General features: G+C 61.9%; 23 protein-coding genes and 1 riboswitch. Of the genes, 19 read left to right on the plus strand and 4 right to left on the minus strand.

Going from position 1 to position 21,406, the window contains the following annotated elements; genetic code table 11:
- Positions 1-106 precede the first annotated feature (106 nt).
- The 4 genes from cobW to ACYG9Y_RS07630 form a co-directional block, all read right to left on the minus strand.
- Positions 107-1,159 carry a cobalamin biosynthesis protein CobW gene (gene cobW / locus ACYG9Y_RS07615; RefSeq protein WP_023739146.1) on the minus strand — a complete coding sequence of 351 codons (1,053 nt, stop codon included), beginning with the start codon at positions 1,157-1,159 and terminating at the stop codon, positions 107-109.
- A 2-nt stretch (positions 1,160-1,161) separates the two neighbouring features.
- Positions 1,162-1,587 carry a DUF1636 family protein gene (locus ACYG9Y_RS07620; protein WP_023700378.1) on the minus strand — a complete coding sequence of 142 codons (426 nt, stop codon included), beginning with the start codon at positions 1,585-1,587 and terminating at the stop codon, positions 1,162-1,164.
- A gap of 38 nt (positions 1,588-1,625) precedes the next feature.
- A riboswitch (cobalamin riboswitch) is annotated at positions 1,626-1,830 on the minus strand.
- A 58-nt stretch (positions 1,831-1,888) separates the two neighbouring features.
- Positions 1,889-2,581 carry a DUF6348 family protein gene (locus tag ACYG9Y_RS07625; protein ID WP_023739145.1) on the minus strand — a complete coding sequence of 231 codons (693 nt, stop codon included), beginning with the start codon at positions 2,579-2,581 and terminating at the stop codon, positions 1,889-1,891.
- Between the two features lie 29 nt (positions 2,582-2,610).
- Positions 2,611-3,834, minus strand: coding sequence for a winged helix-turn-helix domain-containing protein (locus ACYG9Y_RS07630; protein WP_352608376.1), 1,224 nt, complete (start codon positions 3,832-3,834; stop codon positions 2,611-2,613).
- A gap of 327 nt (positions 3,835-4,161) precedes the next feature.
- On the opposite strand from ACYG9Y_RS07630, the gene ACYG9Y_RS07635 reads away from it, so the two are divergent.
- The 19 genes from ACYG9Y_RS07635 to nuoN all read left to right on the plus strand — a co-directional run bounded on the left by ACYG9Y_RS07635 (position 4,162) and on the right by nuoN (position 21,405).
- Positions 4,162-4,527 carry an NADH-quinone oxidoreductase subunit A gene (locus tag ACYG9Y_RS07635; protein ID WP_023670825.1) on the plus strand — a complete coding sequence of 122 codons (366 nt, stop codon included), beginning with the start codon at positions 4,162-4,164 and terminating at the stop codon, positions 4,525-4,527.
- Positions 4,518-5,099 carry a NuoB/complex I 20 kDa subunit family protein gene (locus ACYG9Y_RS07640; RefSeq protein WP_023670824.1) on the plus strand — a complete coding sequence of 194 codons (582 nt, stop codon included), beginning with the start codon at positions 4,518-4,520 and terminating at the stop codon, positions 5,097-5,099. Before ACYG9Y_RS07635 ends, ACYG9Y_RS07640 begins: the two co-directional genes overlap by 10 nt.
- Before the next feature lie 4 nt (positions 5,100-5,103).
- A complete protein-coding gene (locus ACYG9Y_RS07645; protein WP_023685194.1) occupies positions 5,104-5,706 on the plus strand; it encodes an NADH-quinone oxidoreductase subunit C in 603 nt (200 codons plus the stop codon).
- Between the two features lie 33 nt (positions 5,707-5,739).
- A complete protein-coding gene (locus ACYG9Y_RS07650; RefSeq protein ID WP_031196361.1) occupies positions 5,740-6,117 on the plus strand; it encodes a four helix bundle protein in 378 nt (125 codons plus the stop codon).
- 66 nt (positions 6,118-6,183) lie between these two features.
- Positions 6,184-7,374, plus strand: coding sequence for an NADH-quinone oxidoreductase subunit D (locus tag ACYG9Y_RS07655; RefSeq protein ID WP_023685196.1), 1,191 nt, complete (start codon positions 6,184-6,186; stop codon positions 7,372-7,374).
- On the plus strand, positions 7,374-7,886 hold the full coding sequence (locus tag ACYG9Y_RS07660; protein WP_023700376.1) for a DUF7674 family protein: 513 nt from the start codon (positions 7,374-7,376) through the stop codon (positions 7,884-7,886). The genes ACYG9Y_RS07655 and ACYG9Y_RS07660 overlap by 1 nt, the downstream gene beginning before the upstream one ends.
- The gene (locus ACYG9Y_RS07665) at positions 7,887-9,218 is read left to right on the plus strand and encodes an NADH-quinone oxidoreductase subunit E (RefSeq protein ID WP_023670821.1); all 1,332 of its coding nucleotides are present in this window, start codon (positions 7,887-7,889) and stop codon (positions 9,216-9,218) included.
- On the plus strand, positions 9,218-9,421 hold the full coding sequence (locus ACYG9Y_RS07670; RefSeq protein ID WP_023739144.1) for a hypothetical protein: 204 nt from the start codon (positions 9,218-9,220) through the stop codon (positions 9,419-9,421). Before ACYG9Y_RS07665 ends, ACYG9Y_RS07670 begins: the two co-directional genes overlap by 1 nt.
- 3 nt (positions 9,422-9,424) lie before the next feature.
- Complete coding sequence (gene nuoF, locus ACYG9Y_RS07675) at positions 9,425-10,729, plus strand: NADH-quinone oxidoreductase subunit NuoF (protein ID WP_023670819.1); 1,305 nt, start codon at positions 9,425-9,427, stop codon at positions 10,727-10,729.
- A gap of 74 nt (positions 10,730-10,803) precedes the next feature.
- Positions 10,804-11,496 carry an NADH-ubiquinone dehydrogenase subunit gene (locus tag ACYG9Y_RS07680; RefSeq protein ID WP_023685199.1) on the plus strand — a complete coding sequence of 231 codons (693 nt, stop codon included), beginning with the start codon at positions 10,804-10,806 and terminating at the stop codon, positions 11,494-11,496.
- Positions 11,497-11,507: 11 nt separating this feature from the next.
- On the plus strand, positions 11,508-11,789 hold the full coding sequence (locus ACYG9Y_RS07685; RefSeq protein WP_023685200.1) for a pentapeptide repeat-containing protein: 282 nt from the start codon (positions 11,508-11,510) through the stop codon (positions 11,787-11,789).
- Entirely contained in the window at positions 11,789-13,870 is a 2,082-nt protein-coding gene (gene nuoG / locus ACYG9Y_RS07690; protein WP_023690955.1) for an NADH-quinone oxidoreductase subunit NuoG, read from the plus strand. Before ACYG9Y_RS07685 ends, nuoG begins: the two co-directional genes overlap by 1 nt.
- A gap of 2 nt (positions 13,871-13,872) precedes the next feature.
- Positions 13,873-14,916 (plus strand): NADH-quinone oxidoreductase subunit NuoH, encoded by a 1,044-nt coding sequence (gene nuoH, locus ACYG9Y_RS07695; RefSeq protein ID WP_023685202.1) that lies wholly within the window; start codon positions 13,873-13,875, stop codon positions 14,914-14,916.
- A complete protein-coding gene (gene nuoI / locus ACYG9Y_RS07700) occupies positions 14,916-15,407 on the plus strand; it encodes an NADH-quinone oxidoreductase subunit NuoI (protein WP_023690956.1) in 492 nt (163 codons plus the stop codon). Before nuoH ends, nuoI begins: the two co-directional genes overlap by 1 nt.
- 123 nt (positions 15,408-15,530) lie before the next feature.
- Complete coding sequence (locus tag ACYG9Y_RS07705; protein ID WP_023739143.1) at positions 15,531-16,151, plus strand: NADH-quinone oxidoreductase subunit J; 621 nt, start codon at positions 15,531-15,533, stop codon at positions 16,149-16,151.
- 1 nt (position 16,152) lies between these two features.
- The gene (nuoK, locus tag ACYG9Y_RS07710; RefSeq protein ID WP_023670810.1) at positions 16,153-16,461 is read left to right on the plus strand and encodes an NADH-quinone oxidoreductase subunit NuoK; all 309 of its coding nucleotides are present in this window, start codon (positions 16,153-16,155) and stop codon (positions 16,459-16,461) included.
- Between the two features lie 10 nt (positions 16,462-16,471).
- Positions 16,472-18,445, plus strand: coding sequence for an NADH-quinone oxidoreductase subunit L (gene nuoL, locus ACYG9Y_RS07715; RefSeq protein ID WP_023739142.1), 1,974 nt, complete (start codon positions 16,472-16,474; stop codon positions 18,443-18,445).
- Complete coding sequence (locus ACYG9Y_RS07720; protein WP_023670808.1) at positions 18,445-19,950, plus strand: NADH-quinone oxidoreductase subunit M; 1,506 nt, start codon at positions 18,445-18,447, stop codon at positions 19,948-19,950. The genes nuoL and ACYG9Y_RS07720 overlap by 1 nt, the downstream gene beginning before the upstream one ends.
- An 18-nt stretch (positions 19,951-19,968) precedes the next feature.
- Entirely contained in the window at positions 19,969-21,405 is a 1,437-nt protein-coding gene (gene nuoN, locus ACYG9Y_RS07725; protein ID WP_023706136.1) for an NADH-quinone oxidoreductase subunit NuoN, read from the plus strand.
- Position 21,406 lies beyond the last annotated feature (1 nt).

Consider the following 21,406-nt stretch of genomic DNA (forward strand, 5'->3'; position numbering starts at 1 on the left):
AGTGCGTTTCACCGTTTCACGGAACGGCGAACCGCTCTATCTCCTTGTTTTTACGCAATTCCTGTGGGAAAACCGTTTCACACTTTTCCTGGAATTGCTCCTGAGATCAGCCGGCGAGTATACGCTCGATCGCCGGGCGGTTCAGCCCCTTCAGGCCGATGACAACGAGACGCGAGCGGCGATCGTCCTCGGCCGTCCAGGCGCGGTCATAATAATGGTTGACGCGCGGGCCGACGGCCTGCAGCAAAAGCCGCATCGGCTTGCCGCCGACATCGACGAAGCCTTTCACACGCAGCACATTCTCTTCCTCGGCAACCGTGGCGACGCGCCTGGCCAGTTCGTCCGGATTGGTGATGGAGGGGATGTCGACGATGAAGGTGTCGAAATCGTCATGCTCGTGGTCGAAGGCGCCGTCATGGTGCGATTTGCGGTTCTCGATGTCGTCCTCGACGGCGAGGCCGAGGCCGAGCAGCACCGAGGGATCGACCTTGCCATGTGCGGTCGGCACGATCTTCACGGCGCGGGCGGAATGTTCATTGATGATGGCGTTGGCGCGGGCCGAACCGGGGGCGTCCATTAGATCGCTCTTCGACAGGATGATCAAATCGGCGCAGGCGATCTGGTCCTCGAAGACTTCTTCGACCGGATCGTCGTGGTCGAGCGTCTCGTCCTGAGCGCGCTGTGCCTGCAGGGCGTTCATATCGTTGGCAACGCGGCCCTCGGCCAGCGCCGGGCCGTCTACCACGGCAATGACGCCATCGACGGTCACCCGGCTCTTCACGCTTGGCCACTGGAACGCCTGGACCAGCGGCTTGGGCAGAGCCAGGCCCGAGGTCTCGATCAGGATGTGGTCAACCTTAGGTGTCAGCGCGAGGATCTTGTCGAGGGCGGGCACGAAATCGTCGGCGACCGTGCAGCAGATGCAGCCATTGGCCAGTTCGAGGATGTTTTCCTCGGGGCAGGTGTCGATGCCGCAGCCTTTCAGGATTTCCCCGTCGATGCCGATGTCGCCGAACTCGTTGACGATGATGGCGATGCGCTTGCCGCCGGCATTTTCCAGGAGATGGCGGACCAGCGTCGTCTTGCCGGCGCCGAGGAAGCCTGTAACGACAGTGCAGGGAACACGGGAGAGGTTGGCGGCCGGGTTTGAAGCGTTCATCGTCAGTCCTTCAGCATGTCGAGGGGTGGGATGCGGGCAACGAGGCCGCGCTTGAGGCTATCGGGCCGGCCGCGCCACGGGATGAGGCCGTCGGCCGAAGTCGCGAAGAGCTTTGCGCCGGTAACGAGGTCGGCGCCGCTGGTTGCGGTCAGATCGCCGAAGACATAGCTCCAGCAGCCATCGCGCAGGATCGCGGCGCTGAGGCGGCGCTTGCAATTGCCGAGACATTCGGCGGTGCGGACCCGGATATCGCCGGCAGCGGCGCGGCGTGTGTCCTCAGCCAGCAATTCGCCGGCGCGCGGATGGGCGTCGGAACCGGTCTCATCGCGGCAGGAGGCGCAGACGATGACGGTCACGCCGGTCAGGGCGTCGTTGTCGCCGGACGCAATGTCCGCTGTGCCAGCCGAAAAACTGCTGTTCTGGTCCAAAAACCGTGCTCCTTGCCCGGAAACCCGCCAGGCGATCGGATACTTTGTCTCAGACGGCAGGTCTCCTGGCTCGCGGGTCGTCGCCTTGGTTAGCCGCCTTCCCGGTGTTACCCAGTGGCTTTCGGCCTTGGCTCGTCGCTTACAGTTGCGGGGACAGCCGCGGATTTGGGACCGAAATCCCGCACCGCATTCCCTCTTGGCCCTTGCCGTTGCGGGCAGGGGACCGTCTGCAGCGGATTTAGGCTTTTGCGGGCGGCGGTGTCAACGCACGGCTACGACATGGCGATGTCGGCAGGGGCTGTCATGTCCCGGCTTCCGGCAGTGCCAGGATGACCTGTCGGATAGCTTGATAGCCATCGCTATAGTCCCAGTCATGGCCGACAGCCAGATTCTGTCCCTCATGCCAAACCGCGTTGTCCAGAAGGACTTCGGCACTAATCAGCGTGCCCTTCAAGCCTGCCAGAAAGGTCCGGACAAAATGGCTTCCGGGGGGTACCGAAGCTGTGAATAGCTTTTCCAGCTTGGCATAGAATGCTGGATAGCCTGGTGTCAGCGAGCATAGCTCGGTTGTGGCCTGGGAAATGACCGGGCCGCTATAGATTTTCCAGCGGGCATCTTTTCGCCAGATCTTCCAACTGGCGCTGCTTCGCTGCCAAAGCTCTATTTCGGCCTGCATGGTCTCGCAGACGTGATCGGCCAGTCCCTCAATGGCCACATGGAAAACACCACGGAGAAACTTTTCAAACGCCTGGTTCAGTTCCTGTTCGCGCGTGTCGCCGAAGCCAGCAAAGGATTCAATGACCGGCTGAACATCAAGCAGCGGAGAAAAAATGTAGATTTCCAGGACCAGCCGGTCAGAACTCGTCTCGAACACCTCAGCCTCAAACCGAAGCTGCTTCGATTGGAGCATGACGTCCCTATCTCTGCGGACTGCATCTATTCCATGCGCAATGAGGGCGCCATGGATCATGTCGAGCACTTTGTCCGATGCCATTGCACAACCTACGAGGCTTATTGAGGCCTCTATGACAGACGCTGCAAGGGTTGGCCATCTCTCTCGCTAGCCAATGCCGGCCCCAGATTGCCGGCCGGCGTCACTTCGATGCGCTCAAGGCCAAGCCAGCCCTGCATCTCCTTTAGTTCCTCGAAAAGCTGTGCGGTGGTCTCAGGCGGTGCGCCTGCTTCGGCATAGGCGGCGTGGACGCGTAAGACACTCGCAGGCCGGTCGGCCTTGAGGTCGACGCGGGCGACGATCTTGTCGCCGAGCAAGAAAGGCAGCACGTAATAGCCATATTGCCGCTTGTCGGCCGGGGTGTAGATCTCGATGCGGTAGCGGAAATCGAAGAGACGCTCGGTGCGCGCGCGCTCGAAGACCACCGGATCGAAGGGGGCCAGCAAGGCGCGGGCCTCGATCTTTCGCGGCAGGCGGGCGTCCCTATAGAGGTAAGCCGGCTTGTCCCAACCTTCGACGTTTACCGGCAGCAACTCGCCCATCTCGACCAGTTCCTCCAACCGGCCCTTCATGTCGGCCGGCGACAAGCGGAAATAATCGCGCAGGTCACCCGACGTCGCGATGCCGTGGGCGCGGGCGGAAATGCGCAGCAATTCGCGGTGCGCGTCCTCGGCCGCCGGCACCGGCAGATCGAGGATCGCCTGCGGCAGCACGCGCTCGGGCAGGTCATAGAAGCGTTCGAAGCCACGGCGGTGCGCCGTGGTGATGCGTCCGGCCCAGAAGAGCCATTCGAAGGCGTGCTTGGCGTGGCTCCAGCCCCACCAGCCGCCCGAACCTTTCTGGCCTTCCAGTGCCGAAGCGGCAATCGGGCCGCGCTCGGCGACCGCGCGGTAGATCTCTTCGATATAGGCGGCGTGCTCGCGGCCCCATTTGGCGAGGCCGAGATACATTTCGTCGCCTTGCTCGGCCCGCTGCATGCGCCAGCGCATCAGCGGGTAGGTCTCGACCGGCAGGAACGAGGCCTCATGCGCCCAGTATTCGAACACCGTGCGTTTGCGGGTGATGGCCGCATTGTCGAGCAAAGCCAGCGGGTAGGGGCCAAGCCGCGAATAGAGCGGCATATAGTGGGCGCGCACCACCGCGCTGACGGAATCGATCTGCAGCAAGCCGGTGCGCGACAGCACGCGGGCGAGGTGGCGGTGATCGGGCGTGCCGACCGGGCGGGGATCGAGAAATCCTTGCGCGGCGAGCGCGATGCGCCTGGCCGCGGGGAGTGAGATTTTGTCCTTCGTCAAAGTGTCTTGCCTCGAACCATTTTCCCGACTTTAGCCGGCGATTCCGGTCATGCTAGCAGGCAAATGGCGGGAGATGTGTCAGGAGACAAAAGTGGAGTGAAAGATGAAGGAAATCAAACAGGAGGAGATCGGACCAGTTTTTCCCGGCCTGCCGTCCAGCACTGTCTTTTGAACAAGGTTTGACTTGCTTCGCTGAAAGCCGTGCGCTAACCCTCGCCGCGTTGCAGCAAAGGCACCTAAAACGGTTCAGCGGTTAAACTGTCGCGCTTCCGCATTAGGGTTGGTTGCTGTAATCAAAGTGGATTGGCCGCCAACGGAAAGCCGAGCATGAACGTACTCCTCAGTTCATACCTGCCCATCGTCCTCTTCATCGCCGTGGCCGCAGTTGTAGGCCTGGCGCTTATCATCGCGCCGTTCCTGGTGGCTTATCGCAATCCCGATCCGGAGAAGCTTTCCGCCTACGAGTGCGGGTTCAACTCGTTCGACGATGCCCGGATGAAATTCGACATCCGCTTCTACCTGGTGTCGATCCTGTTCATCATCTTCGATCTGGAAGTGGCCTTCCTGTTTCCGTGGGCGGTGTCGTTCTCGAAGATCGGCATGCTCGGTTTCTGGTCGATGATGGTGTTTTTGGCGGTGCTGACCATCGGCTTTGCCTATGAGTGGAAAAAAGGAGCGCTGGAATGGGATTGAACGACAGTTCCGGAACGCTCGTCGCGCCGAAGCCCAAAGGCCTGATCGACCCCAATACCGGACGTCCGGTCGGTTCCGACGATCCGTTCTTCCTCGAGATCAACAATGAACTGGCCGACAAGGGTTTTCTGGTCACCTCGACCGAGGCGCTGATCACCTGGGCACGCAGCGGCTCGCTGATGTTCATGACCTTCGGTCTCGCCTGCTGTGCCGTCGAGATGATCCACACCTCGATGCCGCGCTATGATTCGGAGCGGTTTGGCGTGGCTCCTCGCGCGTCGCCGCGCCAGTCGGACATAATGATCGTGGCGGGAACGCTGACCAACAAGATGGCCCCCGCTTTGCGCAAGGTCTACGACCAGATGCCGGAGCCGCGCTACGTCATCTCGATGGGCTCCTGCGCCAATGGCGGCGGCTATTATCACTATTCCTATTCGGTGGTGCGCGGCTGCGACCGCATCGTGCCGGTCGACATCTATGTGCCCGGCTGCCCGCCGAGCGCCGAAGCGCTGCTCTACGGCATTCTTCTCCTGCAGAAGAAGATCCGCCGCACCGGCACGATCGAACGGTAGACCCATGGCCGCATCCCTGAGCGAACTGTCGACCTATCTCGGCGAAAAGCTGCCGGGCCGCGTCACCGATGCGGTGCTTGCCTATGGCGAACTGACGATCTCGGTTGCTACAGACAATCTGATCGAGGTGACAAGCTTCCTGCGTGACAATTCGGGCTGCCAGTTCATTTCGATCATCGATATCTGCGGCGCCGACTACCCGTCGCGCGTCAAGCGTTTCGATGTCGTCTATCATTTGCTTTCGCCGAAGCAGAATTTGCGCATCCGCATCAAGGTGCAGGCCGACGAAGAGACGCTGGTGCCGTCGCTCACCGCTGTCTATCCCGGCGCCGACTGGTATGAGCGCGAGGCCTACGATCTCTATGGCGTGCTGTTCTCCGGCCATCCGGACCTGCGCCGCATCCTCACGGACTACGGTTTCGAGGGCCATCCCCTGCGCAAGGACTTCCCGCTGACCGGTTTCGTCGAGGTGCGCTACGACGACGAAGCCAAGCGCGTGATCTACGAGCCGGTGGAATTGAAGCAGGAATTCAGGAACTTCGATTTTCTCTCGCCATGGGAAGGGACGGACTACGTCCTGCCGGGCGATGAGAAGGCGAAACAGTGAGTAGGAAGTAGTGAGTAGTCAGTAGCAAAAGATTTGGAGCAACGGATCGAATCTTATCGCGACTTGAAGGTGTGGCAATCGGCGATGACGCTTGCTGAGGATTGCTACCGTTTCACCAAAGAGTTTCCGAGGGATGAGATTTACGGCATGACCTCTCAGATGCGCCGATCGGCGGTTTCGGTCGCAGCGAACGTCGCGGAGGGATACGGTCGGGAGAACAGAGGGTCGTTCGTTCAATTTTTGCGCATGGCGCAAGGCTCGTTGAAGGAACTGGAGACACACATACTGCTGGCATGTCGGGTTGGCCTGCTGCGAAAAGACAATGAGATTGAGCTGCCGCTGCGATGCGAAGAGATTGGAAAAATGATGAGATCTCTTATCCGAACGGTGCAGGCCAAGCAGGCGGAATGAAGCAGGCATTGAGATTGATGATCACTACTCACTACTCACTACTGACTCTTCGCCAGAGGCGCCAGAATGGCTGAAACCTCCGTCCGCAACTTTAACATCAACTTCGGACCGCAGCACCCTGCGGCGCACGGTGTTTTGCGTCTTGTGCTGGAGCTTGACGGCGAGGTGGTCGACCGCGTCGATCCGCATATCGGCTTGCTGCATCGCGGCACCGAAAAGCTGATCGAGCACAAAACCTATCTGCAGGCAGTGCCCTATCTCGACCGGCTCGACTATTGCGCACCGATGAACCAGGAGCATGCCTTCGCGCTCGCCACCGAGCGGTTGCTCGGCATCGAAGTGCCGAAGCGCGGCCAGTTGATCCGCGTGCTCTATTCCGAGCTCAGCCGCATCATGTCGCACATCCTCAATGTGACGACGCAGGCGCTGGATATCGGCGCGCTGACGCCGCCGCTGTGGGGTTTCGTCGAACGCGAAAAGCTGATGGTGTTTTATGAGCGCGCTTCCGGTTCGCGCATGCATGCGGCCTATTTCCGTCCCGGCGGCGTGCACCAGGATCTGCCGGCGAAGCTGGTCGAGGACATCGGCAAGTGGATCGACCCGTTCCTGAAGTCGCTTGACGACCTCGACAGGCTGCTTACCGGCAACCGCATCTTCAAGCAACGCAATGTCGATATCGGTATCGTGTCGCTTGCCGACGCCTGGGCCTGGGGCTTTTCCGGCGTCATGGTGCGCGGCTCGGGTGCGGCCTGGGATTTGCGCAAGTCGCAGCCTTATGAATGCTATTCCGAGATGGATTTCGACATCCCGATCGGCAAGAACGGCGACTGCTACGACCGTTATCTCGTGCGCATGGAAGAGATGCGCCAGTCGGCGAAAATCATGCGCCAGTGCGTCGACCTTCTGCTCGGCAAGGAGAGCACCGGGCCGGTGTCGAACCTCGACGGCAAGGTGGTGCCGCCGAAGCGCCAGGCGATGAAGCGCTCGATGGAAGCGCTGATCCATCATTTCAAGCTCTACACCGAGGGCTATCGCGTGCCGGCCGGCGAGGTCTATGCTGCCGTCGAGGCGCCGAAGGGCGAGTTCGGTGTCTATCTCGTCTCCGACGGCACCAACAAGCCCTATCGCTGCAAGCTGCGCGCGCCCGGCTTCGCGCATCTGCAAGCCATGGATTTCCTCTGCCGCGGCCACATGCTGGCCGACGTCACTGCCGTCCTGGGTTCCCTCGATATCGTCTTCGGGGAGGTTGATCGGTGATGGCGGCAGCCAATCCTACAGTGCGCTCTCAGGTCGGTGTTCGAGGGAATGCCGACGCTGCCCTACCGCGGTGGCGCGAATTGGCAAAAGCCATGCTGCCGGTCGAGTTCGCAGAGGCTTCTTACAACTCGACTCAGCACTGTTCGATCTATGACTTCTTTTTTACCCTGCTACCCAAGACGCGCCTTGCCCACCGCGACAATGACGTCGACAAGCTGGGTAGAATGCACGGGTTCGCCCAATGGGCTGCCGTTCACCCGAACAAACAGATTTGGAATGCGGCTGGTGTCGCTTTTTACGAGCACTTGTTCGACGATGACATCGACGCTGATGCGGTCATGGCATGGATCTCGCCTCAAGTAAGGCAAACTGTTCTGGGGCTGTGGCAATACATGTTGCCCGCAGAGCGATTTGCGAGTGTTGCTCGATCTGCCGAACGCATTCCGTTTTCTCATCAGAAAGAATGTGAAACCGCAATAGCTCTCGTAGCAGAGCAGGGGCCCGATCGCTAAATGTCAGTCCGCCGTCTCGCAGAAGCAAGCGTCCAGCCAGCCTCCTTCGCCTTCAACCGGGCGAATGCGGCGGTTGCGAAGCAATGGATCAAGAAATATCCGAAGGGCCGCGAGCAGTCGGCGATCATTCCCTTGCTGATGATTGCGCAGGAGCAGGAAGGCTGGGTCACCAAGGCGGCGATCGAGACGATTTCGGACATGCTCGGCATGCCGCGCATTCGCGGCCTCGAAGTCGCGACCTTCTACACGCAGTACCAGCTCAATCCGGTCGGCACGCGCGCACATATCCAGGTCTGCGGCACCACGCCCTGCATGCTGCGCGGCTCGGAAGCGCTGATGGATGTGTGCCGCTCGAAAATCCATCACGACCAGTTCCACACCAACGACAAGGGCACACTGTCGTGGGAGGAAGTCGAATGCCTCGGCGCCTGCGTCAACGCGCCGATGGTGATGGTCTTCAAGGATACGTTCGAGGATCTCACCCCCGAGCGGCTGGCCGAAATCATCGATCTTTACGATGCGGGCAAGGGCGCCTCGGTTCCCACGGGACCGCAAAACGGCAGAACCGGCTCGGAGCCGGCGCCTGGCCTGACGACGCTGAAGAGCGAAAAGGCGATCCTCAAAGCAACGCGCGACAAGGAAGCCAGGGCGGCGAGCAAGGCTGCCCACGCGGCGCCCGACGCAATCATTGCGGCGCCTGTTCCGGCTCCTGCCGCTCCTGCAGCGGCCGCCCCGGTCGCGCCATCCAACGCCGGCAAACCGAAAACCGATGCGCCGGAAACCAGCTCGGCGTTGAAGTCGCCCTCCAGGGCCAAGGTTGCACCGGCGGCGGAAAAAGCGGCGAGCGTCCCGGCGCCCCTGCATTCGGCCGCCAACGCCAACACCGCGGCGCCTGAAGTCGAGAAGGTCGCCAAGCAGCGTAATGGCCCGAAGACCACCTCCACGCCGGCAGCTGCCTTCATCGCTCCGGAATTCAAGGCGCCAGCGGCCAACGCCCCGGTGGCCCCGACCGTCAAGGCGCCGACAGCCAGACCCGCAAAGCCGTCGCTCGAGGACAAGAACCGTCCGGCCGGAATCGACAGGCCGGCTGCGGTCGACGATCTCAAGCTGATCTCGGGCATTGGCCCGAAGATCGAGGGCATCCTTCATTCGCTTGGCATCTTCACCTTCACACAGGTCGCATCCTGGAATAAGGCCGAGCGCGACTGGGTGGATGGATATCTCGCTTTCCAGGGCCGCATCGAGCGCGACGACTGGGGCAAGCAGGCCAAGGCGCTCGCCAAGGGCGGCGTCGCCGAATACATCCGCGTCTTCGGCAAGGAGCCACGTTGATGGCTGAAGCGCAAAGCACCGGATCTTTGCTGTCGCTGCGCAGCATTGTCATCGGCGTTGTCTGCATCGCTGCTGCCAACATCCTTCTGGAGGGGCTTCGGCGCCTCGTCGAATTGCCGGTTTCGGATACCCTGGAATCGATGGCCGCGACCGGCATAGGCGTGCTGGTGTGGGTCTCGATCGTCTTGCGGGGAAAGAGGTAAGTCATGCTGGCTGACAAAGACCGCATCTTCAACAACATCTACGGGCTCTTCGACAAGTCACTGGCCGGCGCGATGGCGCGCGGCGCCTGGGACAACACGCCCGGCATCATCGCCAAGGGGCGAGAGTGGATCGTCAATGAGATGAAGGCGTCCGGCCTGCGCGGCCGTGGCGGCGCCGGCTTCCCGACCGGGCTGAAATGGTCGTTCATGCCCAAGCAGAGCGATGGAAGGCCGAGTTATCTCGTTGTCAACGCCGACGAGTCCGAGCCCGGCACGTGCAAGGACCGCGATATCCTGCGCAACGATCCGCACACCCTGGTCGAGGGCTCGTTCATCGCCGGCTTCGCCATGGGCGCGGTCGCCGCCTACATCTATGTGCGCGGCGAGTTCATCCGTGAGCGCGAGGCGCTGCAGCGCGCCATCGACGAGGCCTACGAGGCCAGGCTGATCGGCAAGAACAACACGTCCGGATACGATTTCGACATCTACATGCATCACGGCGCCGGCGCCTATATATGTGGCGAGGAAACAGCACTTCTCGAAAGCCTCGAAGGCAAGAAGGGCCAGCCCCGGCTGAAGCCGCCATTCCCAGCCAATGTCGGCTTGTACGGTTGTCCGACTACCGTGAACAATGTCGAGTCAATCGCGGTCGCGCCGACCATTTTGCGCCGTGGCGCCGCCTGGTTCTCGTCCTTCGGCCGCCCCAACAATGTCGGCACCAAGCTGTTTTGCATCTCGGGCCATGTCAACAATCCGTGCACCGTCGAAGAGGCGATGTCGATCCCGTTCCGCGAGCTGATCGAGACGCATTGCGGTGGCATTCGCGGCGGCTGGGACAATCTCCTCGCGGTCATTCCGGGCGGCGCTTCGGTGCCGCTGGTGCCGGCCGAGCAGATCATCGATGCGCCGATGGATTTCGATGCTTTGCGCGACCTGAAATCCGGCCTCGGCACGGCGGCTGTCATCGTCATGGACAAATCGACCGATATCGTGAAGGCGATCGCCAGGCTTTCCTATTTCTACAAGCATGAGAGCTGCGGCCAGTGCACGCCATGCCGCGAAGGCACCGGCTGGATGTGGCGGGTGATGGAGCGGCTGGTGCGCGGCGAGGCGCAGAAGCGCGAGATCGACATGCTGCTCGACGTCACCAAACAGGTGGAGGGTCATACGATCTGCGCGCTGGGCGATGCCGCGGCATGGCCGATCCAGGGCCTGATGCGGCATTTCCGCGGCGAGGTGGAGCGGCGCATCGACGAGTTTTCGCGCAACGCGCACCGGGCCGAACCGGTGATGGTGGCGGCTGAGTAGATTTGAAATACGGGCGCAAGCCCGGGACTGACACAGCGGGGCGGGGCAAGCGAAGAAACGACCAGGAGATGTCTATGGCGCAGTATTCGAACCCTTTGATGCCCAATTTGGACCAGCTTGAAAAGATGAACCAGGATTTGACCAGGATGATGCCGAAGGAGATGGCCAGCGCCGTCAACCTTCTCGCGCATCCTGTCGCTGGTGCCGCCGCGATGTCGGCGCTGGGCTTCGGCCTTGCCAACCATGCATTTGGCGTGTGGCTCGGCGCCTTGTCGGGTGCTGCCGAGGCATCGCAGCGGATTTTCCAGCCGATCATCGACGATTTCGAGCAGCGCACCCAAGAGTTCTCCGAGACCGCGCCGGCCACCAAGGCGCGCGCGGCGACCAGAACCCTGATCGCCGAGGCGCAGAGTTTTGCCCAGGATGTGACCGATATTGCCGCTCGCACCGTCGATGCCGAGCCGGAGAAGACCGATGCCGTCGCCGAAGGCGCGACGATCGGATTGATGCCGGAGGATTTCAGACAGCCCAAGGCCATGGCGCGTCCGGCCAAGCCGTCGGATCTCAAGGCGATCACCGGCGTTGGGCCGAAGCTGGAAAAGGTGCTGAACGGCCTCGGCATCTGGACCTTTGCCCAGATCGCGGCGTGGACGCCGGAAGAGATCGCCTGGGTCGAGGACTACCTGTCGCTCACCGGCCGCATCGGCCGCGACGAGTGGACCCGCCAGGCCGCGGCGCTGACGCTGGCTGCCAAGGCGAAGAAGTAGGGGTGGCAGGCATGGAGATCCACGACAGGAGCGATGTTCTCGATGTGCGCAATGCCATCGTCAGCAACTCCAGATTTGACGATGTGAACTTGTCGAACACGCAGTTTCACAACGTCGACCTGTCGGCGGCCGTGGTGGACGACGCGAACCTCTCGAACGCGTTTTTCAGCAATGTGAATATGAGCAATCTGAAGATAGAAAACGCTGAAGTCGCCGGCATGATGATCAATGGCATCAGGCTGAGCGATCTGTTTCAGGCATATGAGACGGCGCAGACCGCCGGGGGCAATTGATGGCAAAGCTCAAGGTCGACGGGAAAGAGATCACTGTACCCGACCACTACACGCTGCTGCAGGCGGCCGAGGACGCCGGCGCGGAAGTGCCGCGCTTCTGCTTCCATGAGCGGCTGTCGATTGCCGGCAATTGCCGCATGTGCCTGATCGAGGTGAAGGGCGGGCCGCCCAAGCCGCAGGCCTCCTGCGCCATGAATGTGCGCGACCTGCGTCCGGGACCCAATGGCGAGGCGCCTGAAATCTTCACCAACACGCCGATGGTCAAGAAGGCCCGCGAAGGCGTGATGGAATTCCTGCTGATCAACCATCCGCTGGATTGCCCGATCTGCGACCAGGGCGGCGAATGCGACCTGCAGGACCAGGCGATGGCCTTCGGCGTCGATTCCTCGCGCTATCACGAGAACAAGCGCGCGGTCGAAGACAAGTATATCGGCCCACTGGTCAAGACGGTTATGAACCGCTGCATCCACTGCACGCGCTGCGTTCGCTTCACCACGGAAGTTGCGGGCATTTCCGAGCTTGGCCTGATCGGCCGCGGCGAGGATGCCGAGATCACCACCTATCTCGAAAGCGCCATGACCTCGGAGCTGCAGGGCAATGTCATCGACCTCTGCCCGGTCGGCGCGCTGACGTCGAAGCCGTTCGCCTTCCAGGCGCGGCCGTGGGAGCTGACCAAGACAGAATCCATCGACGTCATGGACGCCGTCGGCTCGGCAATCCGCGTCGACAGCCGTGGCCGCGAGGTGATGCGCATCCTGCCGCGCGTCAATGAAGCGGTGAACGAGGAGTGGATTTCCGACAAGACCCGCTTCATCTGGGACGGATTGCGCACGCAGCGCCTCGACCGCCCCTATGTCCGCAAGGACGGAAAGCTGGCGCCGGCCAGCTGGGCCGAAGCGTTCGTTGCGATCAGGGATGCGGTGTCGAATGCGGCGCCCGAGAAAATCGGCGCGATTGCGGGCGATCTTGCCGCCGTCGAGGAAATCTACGCGCTTAAGCAGCTTATGGCTGCGTTGGGCTCGAAGAACACCGATTGCCGCCAGGACGGCGCCGCACTCGATCCCGCGCTCGGCCGCGCCAGCTACATCTTCAACCCCACCATCGAGGGCATCGAGCAGGCCGACGCGGTGCTGATCATCGGCGGCAATCCGCGCTTCGAGGCCTCGGTGCTCAATGCCCGCATCCGCAAGCGCTGGCGGATCGGCAATCTGCCGGTCGGCGTCATCGGCGAGGTCGGCGACACGCGTTACGACTATGAACAGCTCGGCGCCGGTCCGGAGTCGCTGAAAGACTTGGCCGATGGCAACGGCAAGTTCTTCCAGGTGCTGAAGAAGGCGACGCATCCGCTGATCATCGTCGGCCAGGGCGCACTATCGCGTGCCGACGGCGCGGCGGTGCTCGGCCAGGCGGCGAAACTCGCCACGGCCGTGAACGCTGCCCGCGCCGACTGGAACGGCTTTGCCGTGCTGCACACTGCGGCCGCGCGCGTCGGCGGTCTCGATGTCGGCTTCGTGCCTGGCAGGGGCGGCAAGAACGTTGCCGGCATGCTGGGGGAGAGCGAGGTTCTGTTCCTGCTCGGCGCCGACGAGATCGACATGTCCAAGACCGGCGGCGCCTTCGTTGTCTATGTCGGAACGCATGGCGACGCCGGTGCGCACCGCGCCAATGTCATCCTGCCGGGAGCCGCCTACACCGAAAAGTCCGGCACCTATGTCAACACCGAGGGACGCGTGCAGCAGACCAACCGCGCGGGCTTCGCGCCGGGCGACGCGCGCGAAGACTGGGCGATCCTGAGGGCATTGTCCGATGTGCTGGGCAAGAAACTACCCTTCGATTCGCTGCAGCAGTTGCGCGCCAAACTCTATGGCGAATACCCGCATCTCGCCCGCATCGATCATGTCGAAGCCGGCAATGCCGATGACGTCGCTAGGGTGGCGAAGCTCGGCGGGCGGCTGAACAAGGGCACTTTCACCTCGCCGGTCACGGATTTCTATCTGACCAACCCGATTGCGCGGGCCTCCGCCGTCATGGCGGAATGCTCGGCGCTGGCGAAAAACGGCTTCAGGCAGGCGGCAGAGTAGACATGGACACCTTCTTCTCCTTCTACGTGCTGCCGACGCTGATCATCCTTTTAAAGTCGGTCGTGCTGATCGTCGTTTTGCTGATCGGGGTTGCCTACCTGCTTTACGCCGACCGCAAGATCTGGGCGGCGGTGCAATTGCGCCGCGGCCCGAACGTCGTCGGCCCGTGGGGCACGCTGCAGGCTTTCGCCGACCTGCTAAAATTCGTCTTCAAGGAACCGGTCATTCCGTCCGGCGCCAACAAGGGCGTGTTCCTGCTGGCGCCGCTGGTGTCGGCCGTGCTGGCAATCTCGGCCTGGGCGGTCATTCCCGTCAATGCCGGCTGGGGGATCGCCAACGTCAATGTCGGCATCCTCTACGTCTTCGCCATCTCCTCGCTCGAGGTCTATGGCGTGATCATGGGCGGCTGGGCGTCCAATTCGAAATACCCGTTCCTCGGCGCGCTGCGCTCGGCGGCGCAGATGGTGTCCTACGAAGTCTCGATCGGCTTCGTCATCGTCACCGTGCTGCTCTGCGTCGGCTCGCTCAACCTGTCGGACATCGTGCTGTCGCAGCAGGATGGGCTGGGCACCAAGCTTGGCCTGCCCAACAGCTTCCTCGACTGGCACTGGCTGGCGCTGTTCCCGATGTTCGTCATTTTCTTCATCTCGGCGCTGGCCGAGACCAACCGCCCGCCCTTCGACCTGGTGGAAGCCGAGTCCGAATTGGTCGCCGGCCATATGGTCGAATATTCGTCGACGCCGTTCCTGTTGTTCTTCCTCGGCGAATATGTCGCCGTGGTGATGATGTGCGCGCTGGCCACCATCCTGTTCCTCGGCGGCTGGCTGCCGCCCTTCGACTTCGCCCCCTTCACCTGGGTGCCCGGCGTGATCTGGTTCGTGCTCAAGATCTGCCTGATGTTCTTCATGTTCTCCATGGTGAAGGCCTTCGTGCCGCGCTACCGATACGACCAGCTGATGCGGCTCGGCTGGAAAGTGTTTTTGCCGATCTCGCTGTTCATGGTCGTTGCCACCGCGGCCTTCCTCAAGATCACGGGGTTTGCGTGATGTCCGCTCTTGGCCAGGCCGCCAAATCGCTGCTGCTGCAGGATTTCGTCAGCGCCTTCTTCCTGTCGATGCGCCAGTTCTTCGCGCCGAAGGAGACGATCAACTATCCGCACGAAAAGGGGCCGACCAGCCCGCGCTTCCGGGGCGAGCATGCTTTGCGCCGTTACCCCAATGGCGAAGAGCGCTGCATCGCCTGCAAATTGTGCGAAGCGATCTGTCCGGCGCAGGCGATCACCATCGAGGCCGGCCCGCGCCGCAATGACGGCACGCGCCGCACCGTGCGCTACGACATCGACATGGTGAAGTGCATCTATTGCGGCTTCTGCCAGGAAGCCTGCCCGGTCGACGCCATCGTCGAGGGGCCGAATTTCGAGTTCGCGACGGAGACGCGCGAAGAGCTTTACTACGACAAGGACAGGCTGCTGGCGAATGGCGACCGCTGGGAGCGCGAACTGGCGCGCAACATCTCGCTGGACTCGCCCTACCGCTGACATTTGACGCATGGACGGGGCGAGGGGCCTCGTCTAAGGACAACGCAACTTGCCGGCCGGAGGCGGTCGCAGAAATCAAACAGGACGGATGTCCTGTTTGGACAGGAACCCGGGGGATCCCCAATGCTGAGTGGACTAGAGGCGGCCTTTTTCTACCTCTTCGCCTTTGTCGCGGTGGCGTCGGCCTTCATGGTCATTTCGTCGCGCAACCCCGTGCATTCCGTGCTGTTCCTGATCCTGACCTTCTTTAACGCCGCCGGCCTGTTCATGCTGACCGGCGCCGAGTTCCTGGCGATGATCCTGCTCGTCGTCTATGTCGGCGCGGTCATGGTGCTGTTCCTGTTCGTCGTCATGATGCTCGATGTCGACTTCGCCGAGATGAAGGAAGGCGCCCTGCAATATGCGCCGATCGGCGCGCTGGTCGGGCTGATCCTGGCGGCCGAGCTGATCGTGGTGCTCGGCGGCTACACCTTCGCGCCGCAACTGGCCTCGACGGTCTCCAAACCCATCCCGGATCTTGCCGCGCGGACAAACACCGCAGCACTCGGCGACATCCTCTATACGGACTACCTCTACTACTTCCAGATTTCGGGCCTCATCCTGCTGGTCGCCATGATCGGCGCCATCGTCCTGACGCTGCGCCACAAGGAAGGGGTCAAGCGGCAGTCGATCGCAGCCCAGGTCGGCCGCACGCCGGCGACAGGCATGGAAGTCCGCAAGGTCAAGTCAGGCGAGGGGCTCTGAGATGGTCGTCGGCATCGCACATTACCTGACCGTATCGGCGATCTTGTTCACGCTGGGCGTGTTCGGCATCTTCCTGAACCGCAGGAACATCATCGTCATCCTGATGTCGATCGAGCTGATCCTTTTGGCGGTCAACATCAATTTCGTTGCCTTCTCGGCGGCATTGGGCGATCTCGTCGGCCAGGTGTTTGCCCTGTTCGTGCTGACGGTCGCCGCCGCCGAAGCGGCCATCGGTCTTGCCATTCTCGTCGTCTTCTTCCGCAACCGCGGCTCGATCGCGGTCGAAGACGTGAACCAGATGAAGGGTTGACGGGGCTAACATGTATCAAGCGATCGTCTTCCTTCCGCTGCTCGGCTTCCTGATTGTCGGCCTGTTCGGCAATTCGCTCGGCGCCAAGGCATCGGAATATATCACCTCAGGCTTCCTGGTGATCTCGGCCGTGCTGTCCTGGGTCGCCTTCTTCACCGTCGGCTTCGGCGAAGGCGAGGTGTTCACCGTGCCGGTACTGCGCTGGATCCAATCCGGCGGCTTGGACGCCTCCTGGGCGCTCAGGATCGATACGCTGACCGTGGTCATGCTGGTGGTGGTCAACACGGTGTCGGCGCTGGTCCACATCTATTCGATCGGCTACATGCACCACGATCCGAACCGGCCGCGCTTCTTCGCCTATCTGTCGTTGTTCACCTTCGCCATGCTGATGCTGGTGACGGCGGACAATCTGGTGCAGATGTTCTTCGGCTGGGAAGGGGTGGGTCTCGCCTCCTATTTGCTGATCGGCTTCTGGTACAAGAAGCCGTCGGCCAATGCCGCTGCGATCAAGGCCTTCGTCGTCAACCGCGTCGGCGATTTCGGCTTTGCGCTCGGCATTTTCGGCGTCTTCGTTTTGTTCGGCTCGGTCAATCTGGGCACCATCTTCGCCAATGCCGCTACGTTCATTCCGGCTGAAGGCGCCCCACAAGGCGCCGCCGTGCTTACCTTCCTCGGCTATGCGCTGGACAAGCAGGCGGCCATGACCATCGTCTGCCTGCTGCTGTTCATGGGCGCCATGGGCAAGTCGGCGCAGGTGCCGCTGCACACTTGGCTGCCGGACGCCATGGAAGGCCCGACGCCGGTTTCCGCGCTGATCCATGCCGCCACCATGGTGACGGCAGGCGTGTTCATGCTGGCGCGGCTGTCGCCGCTCTTCGAACTGTCGCATTCGGCGCTGACCGTGGTGACCTTCATCGGCGCCTTCACCGCCTTCTTCGCGGCGACCGTCGGCCTGGTTCAGAACGACATCAAGCGCGTCATCGCCTATTCGACCTGCTCGCAGCTCGGCTACATGTTCGTCGCGCTCGGCGTCGGCGCCTATGGCGCGGCGATCTTCCATCTGTTCACGCATGCCTTCTTCAAGGCGCTGCTGTTCCTGGGCTCCGGCTCGGTCATCCATGCCGTGTCCGACGAGCAGGACATGCGCAAGATGGGCGGCCTGCGGAAGCTCATTCCGAAGACCTACTGGATGATGGTGATCGGCACGCTGGCGCTGACCGGCGTCGGCATTCCGGTGACCGTCATCGGCACCGCCGGCTTCTTCTCCAAGGATGCCATCATCGAGGCTGCCTTTGCCGGCCACAATTCGGTCGCCGGCCTCGCTTTTGTCCTGCTGGTCATCGCCGCCTGCTTCACCTCCTTCTACTCCTGGCGGCTGATCTTCATGACCTTCCACGGCGAGCCGCGGGCGAGCCACGACGTCATGCACCATGTCCATGAATCGCCGCCGGTGATGCTGGTGCCGCTGTTCATCCTGGCCGCGGGCGCGCTGTTTGCCGGCGTTATCTTCCATGGCGCCTTCATCGGCGAAGCCTATGCCGAATTCTGGAAGGCGTCGCTGTTCACGCTGCCGGGCAACCACATCCTGCACGAGATCCATGAATTGCCGCTGTGGGTCGAGCTGGCACCGTTCGTCGCCATGATCATCGGCTTTGCCGTCGCCTGGAAGTTCTACATCCGCTCGCCGGAGCTGCCCCGGAGCGTCGCCGCCAACCATCGGCTGCTCTATGCCTTCCTGCTCAACAAATGGTACTTTGACGAGCTCTACGACGTCCTGTTCGTGCGGCCGGCAAAGGCGCTGGGCAGGTTCTTGTGGAAGACCGGCGACGGCACCATCATCGACGGGCTCGGCCCTGACGGCATTTCGGCGCGTGTCGTCGACGTCACCGACCGCGTCGTCAAGCTGCAGACCGGCTATCTCTATCACTATGCCTTCGCCATGCTGATCGGCGTGGCCGCACTCGTCACCTGGATGATGCTCTGATGACCGCCTGGCCAATCCTCTCGCTGGTCACGTTCCTGCCGCTTGTAGGTGTGCTGCTGATCCTGTTCATCAGGGATGACAGCCCGAATGCGCGTCGCAACATCCGCGCCATCGCGTTCACGACGACAGCAGCCACCTTCATCATCTCGCTGTTCATCTGGACCGGCTTCGACAATTCGCAAGCCGGCTTCCAGTTCGTCGAGAAGTTTGCCTGGTTGGATTCCGGCATCTCCTACCATATGGGCGTCGACGGCATTTCGATGCTGTTCGTCATCCTGACGACGTTCCTGATGCCGCTCTGCATCCTGGCGTCGTGGGAAGCGATCGACAAGCGGGTCAAGGCCTACATGATCGCCTTCCTGCTCTTGGAAACGCTGATGATCGGCGTGTTCTGCGCGCTCGACATCGTGCTGTTCTACGTCTTCTTCGAGGCCGGCCTGATCCCGATGTTCATCATCATCGGCGTCTGGGGCGGCAAGCGCCGCGTCTATGCCTCGTTCAAGTTCTTCCTCTACACGTTGGCCGGCTCGGTGCTGATGCTGCTCGCCATCATGGCGATGTTCTTCCAGGCGGGCACCACCGACATCCCGACGCTGCTGACCCACAACTTCCCGGCCCACATGCAGACATGGCTATTTCTGGCCTTCTTCGCCTCCTTCGCGGTGAAGATGCCGATGTGGCCGGTGCACACCTGGCTGCCCGACGCCCACGTCGAAGCGCCGACGGCGGGCTCGGTGATCCTGGCCGGCATCCTGTTGAAAATGGGCGGGTACGGCTTCCTGCGCTTTTCCCTGCCGATGTTCCCGCTGGCCTCGGAAATGTTCGCGCCGCTGGTGTTTACGCTGTCGGTCGTCGCCATCATCTACACCTCGCTGGTGGCGCTGATGCAGGAGGACATGAAGAAGCTGATCGCCTATTCCTCCGTCGCCCATATGGGCTTCGTCACCATGGGCATCTTCGCCATGAACCAGGAAGGCGTGCAGGGCGCGATCTTCCAGATGCTGAGCCACGGCCTCGTCTCGGGCGCGCTGTTCCTGTGCGTCGGCGTCATTTACGACCGCATGCACACGCGCGAGATCGACGCCTATGGCGGCTTGGTCAACAACATGCCGAAATACGCCACGGTGTTCCTGATCTTCACCATGGCCAATGTCGGCTTGCCGGGCACGTCAGGTTTCGTTGGCGAGTTCCTGACCATGCTCGGCGTGTTCCGGGTCAACACCTGGGTGGCTTTCTTCGCCGCCACCGGCGTCATCCTGTCGGCGGCCTACGCGCTCTGGCTCTACCGCCGGGTGATCTTCGGCGCGCTGACCAAGGAAAGCCTGAAGGGCCTGCTCGATCTGTCGACGCGCGAGAAGGCAATCATCTACCCGCTGGTCGTGCTGGTCATCTTCTTCGGCGTTTATCCCGCTCCCGTCTTCGATGCCACGGCCCAGTCGGTCAAGGCGCTCGTCACCAATGTCACCGCATCCATCGGCGCCGCGCAGACCGCGGCGGCGAACTGACCAGAGGTTTTGCGAACCATGACGCCGGACCTTTACTCCAGCCTTTCGCTCTCGACGCCGGAGCTGATCCTCGCCATCGGCGCGCTGGCGCTGTTGATGGTGGGCGCCTATTCGCGCGCCAACACTGCCATTCTGGTGACTGTCCTTGCCGTCGCCGTGCTGGTGATCGCAGGCCTATGGCTGATCTTTCCCACGGGACAGGGCGCAGCCTACGGCAACGCCTTCATCCAGGATCCGTTCTCCCGCTTCATGAAGGTGCTGTCGCTGATCGGTTCGGCGGTGACGCTGGTGATGTCGATGCGCTTCGCCAGGCAGGAGCATTTCGACAAGTTCGAATACCCGGTGCTGATCCTGCTCTGCACGCTCGGTATGATGCTGATGATCTCGGCCAACGGCATGATCGGGCTCTATCTCGGCCTCGAGCTGCAGTCGCTGGCGATTTACGTGCTGGCCGCGATCAATCGCGACAATCTGCGTTCGACCGAGGCCGGTTTGAAGTATTTTGTGCTGGGCGCGCTGTCGTCGGGCATGCTGCTTTACGGCATCAGCCTCATTTACGGCTACACTGGCAATGTCGGCTTCCAGGAAATCGCCTCGGCGCTTGGCAGCGGTGAGCGCCAGCTTGGCCTCGTCGTCGGCCTGGTTTTCGTTTTGGCCGGCCTTGCCTTCAAGATTTCCGCGGTGCCGTTCCACATGTGGACGCCCGATGTCTACGAGGGCGCGCCGACGCCGGTCACCGCCTTCCTGGCGGCTGCCCCCAAAATGGCGGCAATGGCGCTGATCGTGCGCGTCACCATGGGCGCCTTCAAGCCGATCGCTTCCGACTGGCAGCAGATCATCGTCTTCATCTCGATCGCCTCGATGGCGCTCGGCTCCTTCGCCGCGATCGGCCAAACCAACATCAAGCGGCTGATGGCGTACTCCTCGATCGGCCATATGGGCTACGCGCTGGTCGGCCTAGCCGCCAACAGCCAGGCCGGCGTGCGCGGCGTCGCCATCTACATGCTGATCTATCTCGTCATGACGCTCGGCACCTTCGCCTTCATCCTCGCCATGCGGCGCAAGGAAGGCAATGTCGAGCAGATCAGCGATCTCGCCGGTCTGTCGTCGACCAACCCGATCATGGCGACGATCCTGACCATCCTGATGTTCTCGCTGGCCGGCATCCCGCCGCTCGCCGGTTTCTGGGGGAAATGGTACGTGTTCCTCGCCGCCATCAACGCCAATCTCTATGCGCTGGCGATCATCGGCGTGCTGGCCTCTGTGGTGGGCGCTTTCTACTATCTGCGGATCATCAAGATCATGTGGTTCGACGAACCGGCCGGCGGCTTCGTGCCGATGGCGGTTGAGCTGCGCCTCGTGCTTGGTGTCTCCGGCGCTTTCGTGCTGTTCTATGTGCTGATCGGCGGGCCGATCGCGACCTACGCCGAAGCCGCCGCCAAGACATTTTTCTGAA

It is taken from the genome of Mesorhizobium sp. W050, assembly GCF_054719535.1.